General features: G+C 60.7%; 6 protein-coding genes. 5 read left to right on the top strand and 1 reads right to left on the bottom strand.

The window, feature by feature from the left end; translation table 11 throughout:
• Positions 1-371: 371 nt before the first annotated feature.
• The 3 genes from QRN48_RS06950 (at position 372) to QRN48_RS06940 (ending at position 1771) form a co-directional block, all read left to right on the top strand.
• Positions 372-1127, top strand: a complete 756-nt coding sequence (locus QRN48_RS06950; protein WP_285349649.1) for a hypothetical protein — start codon at positions 372-374, stop codon at positions 1125-1127.
• Between the two features lie 115 nt (positions 1128-1242).
• Positions 1243-1491, top strand: a complete 249-nt coding sequence (locus QRN48_RS06945; protein WP_285349648.1) for a hypothetical protein — start codon at positions 1243-1245, stop codon at positions 1489-1491.
• A 64-nt stretch (positions 1492-1555) separates the two neighbouring features.
• A complete protein-coding gene (locus QRN48_RS06940) occupies positions 1556-1771 on the top strand; it encodes a hypothetical protein (protein WP_285349646.1) in 216 nt (71 codons plus the stop codon).
• 111 nt (positions 1772-1882) lie between these two features.
• Here QRN48_RS06940 and QRN48_RS06935 read toward each other — a convergent pair whose 3' ends face one another.
• On the bottom strand, positions 1883-4291 hold the full coding sequence (locus QRN48_RS06935; RefSeq protein WP_285349644.1) for a glucose/quinate/shikimate family membrane-bound PQQ-dependent dehydrogenase: 2409 nt from the start codon (positions 4289-4291) through the stop codon (positions 1883-1885).
• Between the two features lie 308 nt (positions 4292-4599).
• Between QRN48_RS06935 and QRN48_RS06930 the strand changes: the two genes are divergently transcribed.
• Both QRN48_RS06930 and QRN48_RS06925 read left to right on the top strand, forming a co-directional pair.
• Entirely contained in the window at positions 4600-5064 is a 465-nt protein-coding gene (locus QRN48_RS06930; protein ID WP_285349643.1) for a hypothetical protein, read from the top strand.
• 192 nt (positions 5065-5256) lie between these two features.
• On the top strand, positions 5257-6066 hold the full coding sequence (locus QRN48_RS06925; RefSeq protein ID WP_285349642.1) for a GNAT family N-acetyltransferase: 810 nt from the start codon (positions 5257-5259) through the stop codon (positions 6064-6066).
• Position 6067: the final 1 nt, after the last annotated feature.

Below are 6067 nucleotides of genomic sequence, written 5' to 3'. Positions count from 1 at the left end.
GACCGGCTTCAGCCGGGAAGAGGCCCTTGGAAGCACCATAAAATTTCGCAGCGTGACACTCAATGCCTTCCCGGCTAAAGCCGGTCCTACAGGATGCACACCATTGCTGTTGGTGGGACCGGCTTCAGCCGGGAAGAGGGCATCGGCAACACCATAAATTTCGCAGCGTGACAACCGACGCCTTCCCGGCTGAAGCAGGGCCTTCGCGTGTTCATATTGCCTTTGTCGGGTAGCGCATCGGGATGTGCGGCGGTATCTTCACGCGTCTTTTTGTCTTTCAAGGATGATTTCTCTTGCCCGCTTGCCCATCGTTTCGTCTCCCTCGTCTTCTCCCCACGTCCTTCTGCAGCCGACTCCTGATCAGCGCCGTCATGGCTGCTGCCGTTACAGGCTGCCAGTCACACCAGGTCGCCTCGCCTTCTGCGGGGTCCGCAGCTGCCGAGTCCGCGCCCAGCGCCGAAGCCACCAAAAAGCAGCGCTTCGATCAATTCGTCAGGCGCTTCCAGTCAGCTATCGGTAATGCGGCGATGGACGCCAACAGCGACGGGTTGACCGGAGAAGTGCGGCTGGTCGTGCAGATTGATCGCAGCAATGCGGTCGTCAGTTGCGACACCCACGCCACCGGCTTGTTCTCGGCGAATCCGCGGCTTGCCGAGCTTTCAAAGGCGGCCTGTTGGAGCGCCGTGTTCCCACCGGTGCCTCCGGAACGGCTTGACCAGGACGGTTTAAAAGTCGTTGCGCCCTTGATCTTTCTTTCGATGAACGAGCGCCAGCGACTCTCCATGCAGGGCCGATATCAACAATCCGCACAGGCACGCTATTTCGCCGAGCGCACGTTGATGAAGTCACCACCCGACAGCATGGGTGTCGTCACCTTCGAGTACCTGGCGGACAAGCAAGGCAAGGTCCAGGAGTGCGTCGTCAATCTGGAGCGTCACCTCGACAGGCTGGACGCGTTCAAATACGACAATGCGCTGCAGGCGAGGCTGACTGAACAGTGCAAGCACCTGGAACTCGCTCAAATGCCGGGGTTTGAGGTGGATGCCTCCGGCGTTGCCAGGGGCACCGTGTTCTTCAACTACAGCCCCTGGATGGGCGGCGGCCTGCGCGGTAGTCAGGCGCAGTAGTCAGGCGCGATAGTCCGGCGCCGGCCGCGATGCGCAACGCCGTGCGTCTTCCGGGAGTGAACTGTGCCGGCCTGCTGCGGCCTGACAGTTACACTCGCTTAAGGAAGCCAACGCCATGAACAACGACGACTTCAACCAATACGACGCAGAACGGTTCCATGGTCAGGTTGCCGAGCAACTGGGCATCAGCGTCGACGAACTCAAAACCTGGATGATCAACGACATTGAGCGGGTCACCGAGGGCGGCAAGGAAGTCGGGCACATGGTGGTGTTTCGTGAATCCACGCCGGAAGAGGTCCTGGAAAAACTCCACAATCGCCAGACCCACTTCACTGCAATGACGGGCGTCATCGAAAGCGCCTGAGACAGCCGCAATCGGCGTGCGCAGATGTCACTGCACGCCTGGAACAACGATGGTGATGCCTGCCATGGACGTGTTCAGAATCGAAGCAGACGGGCCGCAATGGAAATTGCTCAAGGCCCATGGCTACAAGGTAATCAGGGTGGCAGAGGATCAGGCCACCCTGATTGAGCATGTGCTGACCCTCACCCAGGGCCACGGCGCCGTCATCCGCTTTGAGTCCGACAGCGGTGTGCGTGAACTGCGTGTCGGAGATGTCGACACGGATGAGTACACGCCTTAGCGGCCTTAAGCCGGCCCGGCTGCGCTCGACCCGTCCAACGCAAGACCTTCAAAAACAGCAGACAAAAAGAAGCCCGATCACTCGGGCTTCTTTTTGTTGCTCAACCGCCGATCATTTCGACGGCAGCGCGTAGGCGATCAGCGAATCGCCCATCTTCGTGCCGAACGAGCCGTGCCCGCCGGCCATGATCACAATGTACTGTTTGCCATTGCTCTCGTAGGTCATTGGCGTGGCCTGACCACCTGCTGGCAGGCGTGCTTCCCACAGCAAATCGCCATTTGTCACGTTGAAGGCGCGCAGGTAGTTGTCCTGCGTACCGGCGATGAACATCAGGTTGCCCGCAGTTGAGATAGGGCCGCCGAGCATGGGCACACCGATTTTCAGCGGCGGCAGTTGAATCCCTTTCAGGCTGTCGCGGATGGTGCCGATGCGCTTGCGCCAGACCACGTCGTGGGTCTTCATGTCGACGCCGGCAACGTAGCCCCAGGCCGGCTCTTTGCACGGCAGGCCCAACGGCGACAGGAAGGCATTGATTTCCACGCCGTACGGAACGCCATATTGCGGCTGGATACCCATTTCGGTGCCGGTACCGGTACCGGTCAGGCCTTCTTTAGGCCAGAGGGGATTGTTCGGACCACGAGGAATCAGCTTGGACACGAACGGCAGTGCCATCGGGTTCATCAACGCGACCTGACGATCGGCGTTTACCGAAATGCCGCCCCATTCGAACACGCCCAGGTTGCCCGGGAACACCAGCGTGCCTTGCTCGGACGGCGGTGTGTACTGGCCGTTGTAGGACAGCTGCTTGAAAATCACGCGGCAGACCAGTTGGTCGAACATGGTCGCGCCCCACATTTCCTTGTCGGACAGCGTCTGGATCGACGTCAGGTTAAGGTCCGAGCGCGGCTGAGTAGGACTGACACGATCACCCGGCGCAGCTTCACCGGCAGGCACCGGCATCTCGTGGACCGGCACGATTGGCTTGCCATCGCGACGGTCAAGGACGAACAGATTGCCGGCCTTGGTCGGCACATACACCGCAGGCACCGCCTCGCCGGTCCCGGTCTTGACGTCAGCCAGAGTAGGCTGAGCCGGCACGTCCATGTCCCACAGGTCGTGGTGAGTGGTCTGGAAGCTCCACACCAGCTTGCCGGTGGAGCCGTTCATTGCAACGATCGAACTGGCATAGCGCTCCATCACCGGCGTGCGGTTGCCACCCCAGATGTCTGGCGTCGGATTGCCGGTCGGTACGTAGACCACGTCGGTTTTAGCGTCGTAAGCGAGCGGCGCCCAAGCGTTAGGCGAGTTGTTGACCAGTGTCTGGCCGTCGCCTGGAATGGCATTGGGGTCTTCTGCGCCCGTGTCGAAAATCCACTTCAACTTGCCGGTGTGGACGTCGTAACCGCGGATGGCGCCGGAAGGCTCATGCACCGACAGGTTGTCGGTCACCGAACCACCGATGATCACCGTAGTGCCGGTCACCACAGGCGGGGAGGTAGGTTCGAGGCCACCCGGATACGGGTAAGGCTGCAAGTGCAGCAGGTCCAGCTCGCCGTTGTTGGCGAAGTCGGCGCAAGGGGTGCCGTTGTCGGCATTGATCGCGAACAGACGCCCATCGTTGACCGGCAGGAACACTTTGCGCGGGCAGCTGGTGGTGGCCGGCTGCGCGCCTTCCAGGCTCTTGGCGAATTGCGCGGTGTCGGCCTGATCAAAGTAGGCAACGCCACGGCAGGTCAAGTGCTGGAAGGAGGGATCGGATTTGAGCTTGGGATCGAATCTCCACTTCTCTTTGCCCGTGGCCGGGTCCAGCGCCACCAGAATCTGGTGGGTGGTGCAGATGTACATGTTGTCGCCGATCTTGATCGGCGTCAGCTCGTTGGTGGTTTCACCGGAATCGTTGGCGGTTTTCGATTCGCCGCTGTTGAAGGTCCAGGCCACCTGCAGGTCTTTGACGTTGCCTTCGTTGATCTGGGTCAGCGGAGAGTAACGCGTTCCTGACTGCGAACGGCCATAGGCCGGCCAGTCACCGTTGGCGATCCCTTCAACCGGCTGATGCTGCGCGGGTTGCGCGGTGGCCATGCTGCCGTTGATTTCCTGCGGATCGTTGAAGATCGAGTAAACCAGCACAGCAATTGCCAGGGCCAGTGTTGCAGAAAGAAAGGTCTTGCCGGGCTTCAGGCGCGCCGGAATGTCCCGCGTCACCGCCGGAATCAGCAGCCACAGGCCCAGCACCCCAAGGATGTCGAAGCGCGGCACCAACGCCCAGAAATCTGTACTGGCTTCCCACAGGCCCCAGACCACAGTGATCAGCATCAGCGCGCCGTACAGCCATAGCGAAGCAGGCGAGCGTCGCCACAACAGCGCAGCGAATACCAACAGCGCAACGCCTATAAACAGGTAATAAAAAGAGCCGCCCAACGTGAGCAGCCAGATACCGCCTACCAACAGAAACAGAGCGAAGATGCCTGCAATGATGGATGTGAAACGCCTCAGCCCTGAAGCTTTTGATAAGTCGTTCATCGATGATCCCCCCTAGGTGTAGTGCATGGACTGTGCGCCGTAATTGGGGTTCAACAATCCACCGCGTCGGAAGATGAAATGTTTCGGCATCACTGACCACCCGCTTTTTTCAAGCATAGGTCGGATTTGCGATCTGATAGCGGGCAAAAACCATTCAGATCGGGAATCGCAAAGTGCATCCCGTCAGCGCGGTTTGCGACGGGCAGGGCAGCGTACTAAAGTCAGTTTCAGCATGAAGCGGCAGACAGGTCTGCAAACACTGGCTGCTGCCGCCCTAGGAAACACGGGAAGTTCACGTTCTTATGGATATGAGATTCAAACGAGCCGAAGCCGCGCTGATGCTGCTGTTGGCGGTGGCCTTGTCGAGCGCAGCGGGCTGCACATCCCCGAAGGCCAGCGGGTTGTCGCTGGTGGATTACGCCTCGGTGAGCGCCACGCCGCCGCCTGAGGACCTCACGGGTCTGTGGGCCGGGCCTCACGCTGGCGGGACCTTTTTCGTCGAGATTTTTGATGACGGTGGCTTGCGCACCTGTCTCAGCGCGCCGCCTTATTATCAGGCGCTGGACGGGAAGTATTCAGACGAGGCGCTGCACCTTGAGGATGGCGCCCGCATCGAGTTTGAGACCAAGGGCGCGCATCACATCACGATCTACTCGCCGCCCGGTAAACCCGTGACGACGCTTGCCCGCAGCGCGTTGTCGGTGTCCGCAGAGAAGTGCCTGGCGGGCGCTGCAGACGTTCAGCGCAAAGTTGCGCATTGGGCTTCGCACTAAATCAGGCTTTTAACTTGACCAGGCTTTTCACCGCTCAACACCCGGGCCTGGCGCGTGGTGCATCTGCGGCCGGTGATTCGGGACACAGCGCCGGGCAGCGAGGGGCCCCACTCCAGGGCAAGGCGGGTATGATGCACCTCGCGATGCGATGCGAAGCGCCTTGCGCAGTCCAGCCACAGACTCAGGATCACCATGCTCAGCCCCACGTTCACCGTCACCCGTCTTGACACAACCCCGCCCGAATTCATCAAAAGCCAAATCATGCAAATGGTGATCGACTATGTCACCGACATCAGCATGGTCGCGATCGCGCCGAGCAACCCGCTGTACCCGCTCTATCAATACGGCGTCGGTCACGAGGTGCACCAGTACCTGCAGGCAATGGACGGTTCGCGCGGGATCGCAGTGGAGTTGATCGTGGCGCTCGACGCCGAGGACCCCTCGGTGGTCATCGGCTTCCTGCTCTGCCTGCCGGTGACGGAAGCGGCCGCACAAGATGCCCCCTCACAGGATCGGCTGACCGAGCATCCAACCAATCAGCAGCCTGCGGTGCTTCAAGACGTTGAGCGGGCCTGCTCCGTGGCGTACATGGCGGTTCAGACGGCGCGCCGCCGTCAGGGTGTCGCGCGGGCCATGCTGAAGCTGATGACCGACCGATATCCACACGCCGAGCTCGCGTGCTTCGTCCCCAAAGTGCCTGTGTTCGAAGCGTTGGGCTTTAATGTGTTGGGCGCGCGGGGCCCCCAGGTACTGATGAACACCCGGACGCGGCAGAGCGGAGGCTTGCTGGCCGTCCTGGACGTGGCGCCGATTTACAATTCGCTGGAAGTGCGGCAGATCCACAGCTACCTGCTCAAGCAGCACGGCAAGCGTGCCATGACCGATGCAGAGAAGCAGCGTGATCGCCACATCGACCACCTGACCCGTCAGGCGCGGCTGTTCGCCAACGATCGTCTGGGCGAGGCGGGCGGGCAAAAGCTAAACGGACCGCGGCTGGTGTGAA

Source organism: Pseudomonas sp. ME-P-057, from assembly GCF_030208975.1.
GTDB classification, from domain to species: Bacteria; Pseudomonadota; Gammaproteobacteria; order Pseudomonadales; family Pseudomonadaceae; genus Aquipseudomonas; species Aquipseudomonas lutea.
This window is presented reverse-complemented; position numbering and strand designations above follow the sequence as displayed.

What these genes read in the sequence shown, in the direction of transcription:
- QRN48_RS06950 (WP_285349649.1), top strand. Translation starts at nt 372, where the DNA reads ATGGCTGCTGCCGTTACAGGCTGCCAGTCACACCAGGTCGCCTCGCCT.
- QRN48_RS06945 (WP_285349648.1), top strand. Translation starts at nt 1,243, where the DNA reads ATGAACAACGACGACTTCAACCAATACGACGCAGAACGGTTCCATGGT.
- QRN48_RS06940 (WP_285349646.1), top strand. Translation starts at nt 1,556, where the DNA reads ATGGACGTGTTCAGAATCGAAGCAGACGGGCCGCAATGGAAATTGCTC.
- QRN48_RS06935 (WP_285349644.1), bottom strand. Translation starts at nt 4,291, where the DNA reads ATGAACGACTTATCAAAAGCTTCAGGGCTGAGGCGTTTCACATCCATC.
- QRN48_RS06930 (WP_285349643.1), top strand. Translation starts at nt 4,600, where the DNA reads ATGAGATTCAAACGAGCCGAAGCCGCGCTGATGCTGCTGTTGGCGGTG.
- QRN48_RS06925 (WP_285349642.1), top strand. Translation starts at nt 5,257, where the DNA reads ATGCTCAGCCCCACGTTCACCGTCACCCGTCTTGACACAACCCCGCCC.